Genomic DNA, 1650 nt, shown 5'->3' on the forward strand with positions numbered 1-1650 from the left:
GAGAAGGTGCCGCCGAAACCGCAGCACGAATCGGCGCCCGGGAGCTCGACCAGGTCGAGGTCCTTCACCGCCCGCAGCAGCCGCTCCGGGCGGTCCCCCAGCCGCAGTCCCCGCAGGGAGTGGCAGGTGGGGTGGTAGGCGACCTTGTGCGGGAAGCGGGCGCCGACGTCGGTGACGCCCAGGACGTCGGTCAGGAACTCGGTGAACTCGTACACCCGGGGGCCCAGTTCGGCGACCTGCCGGCGCAGCTGCGGGGGGCTGTACTCCTCGGCGAGCGCGGGGTGGTGTTCCCGGACCAGCCCGGCGCAGGACGCGGACGGTGTGACGACCGCGTCGTAGTCGGCGAAGGTGCGCGTGAACCGGGCCATCAGCGGGACGGCGTCCGTACGGTAGCCGGTGTTGACGTGCATCTGCCCGCAACAGGTCTGCTCCTGCGGGAACTCGACCGTGTGCCCGAGCCGCTCCAGGACGGTCACCACGGCGCGGCCGGTCCCGGGGAACATGGTGTCGTTGAAGCAGGTGATGAACAGCGCGACGCGCATCAGCGCTCCTCCTTCGGGGTGGGGACGCCCGACGGGAGCAGCTCGCGTTCCTTGAGCTCCGCCCAGAGCGCGTCCGGGACGTGGCGACGGAGCATGGCGGCGGCGTCCCGGACCTCGGTGGCGTTGCGGGTGCCGACCAGGACGCTGGTCACGGCGGGGTGCCCGAACGGGAAGCGGAGCGCGGCGGCACGCAGCGGGACGCCGTGCCGCTCGCACACCTCCTTGAGCCGCAGGGCGCGGCTGAGCACGTCCTCGGGCGCGGCGGCGTAGTCGAAGGTGGCGCCGGGCTTCGGGTCGGCGAGCAGGCCGGAGTTGAAGACCCCGCCGATGACGACGCCGACGCCGTGTTCGGCGGCGAGCGGCAGCAGTTCGGTGAGGCCGCCCTGGTCGAGCAGGCTGTAGCGGCCGGCCAGCAGGACGGTGTCGAGGTCGGTCTCACGGACGAACCGGGCGGGCAGCTCGGCCTGGTTCATCCCGACGCCGATCGCGCCGAGCAGGCCCTCGGCGCGCAGTCGTTCCAGTTCCGGGTAGGCCTCGGTGAGGGCCTGGTCGGCGTGGTGGTCGGGGTCGTGGAGGTAGGCGATGTCGATCCGGTCCAGGCCGAGCCGTTCCAGGCTGTCCTCGATCGAGCGGCGCACGCCCGCGGCGCTGAAGTCCCAGACCCGTTCGTGGGTGGCGGGCACGGCGAAGCCGTCGGCGAGGTCGTCGCCGGGCCGGCCTGGGGTCGGGCGCAGCAGCCGGCCGACCTTGGTGGAGATCGTGTACTCGCCCCTGGGGCGGTCCCGCAGGGCCTGTCCGAGCCGCCGCTCGGACAGGCCCAGACCGTAGTGCGGAGCGGTGTCGAAGTACCGCACGCCCGAGTCCCAGGCGGCGTCGACGGCTTCCCGCGCCTGCTCGTCCGTCACCGGTGTGAACAGGTTGCCGATGCCCGCCGCGCCGAAGGCGAGCTCGCTGACCGTCACCGTGCCCGGCCCCAGCGGCCGGCCGGCCGGGCTCACTGCTTCGGCTCCGACCGCAGGCGCAGGTTCGCCATGCCGCCGTCGACCTGGAGGACGGTGCCGGTGGTGCTTCCGGCGGCCGGGGAGGCGAGGTAGGCGATGGCGGCGGC

The 1650-nt window shown here is 73.5% G+C and carries 2 protein-coding genes and 1 pseudogene; all 3 read right to left on the reverse strand.

The annotated features are described in order from the left end of the window. Positions 1-542 (reverse strand): (Fe-S)-binding protein (locus ABTY15_RS39615; RefSeq protein ID WP_350607644.1); only part of this gene is annotated, 542 nt, incomplete at its 3' end. After that, on the reverse strand, positions 542-1540 hold the full coding sequence (locus ABTY15_RS39620) for an aldo/keto reductase (protein ID WP_350607648.1): 999 nt from the start codon (positions 1538-1540) through the stop codon (positions 542-544). The genes ABTY15_RS39615 and ABTY15_RS39620, both read right to left, overlap by 1 nt. Next, positions 1537-1650: pseudogene (locus ABTY15_RS39625) on the reverse strand (short-chain dehydrogenase); the annotation flags it as partial. The gene ABTY15_RS39620 and the pseudogene ABTY15_RS39625, both read right to left, overlap by 4 nt.

This window comes from Kitasatospora sp. NPDC097643, from assembly GCF_040302625.1.
In the GTDB taxonomy this organism is placed as follows: domain Bacteria; phylum Actinomycetota; class Actinomycetes; order Streptomycetales; family Streptomycetaceae; genus Kitasatospora.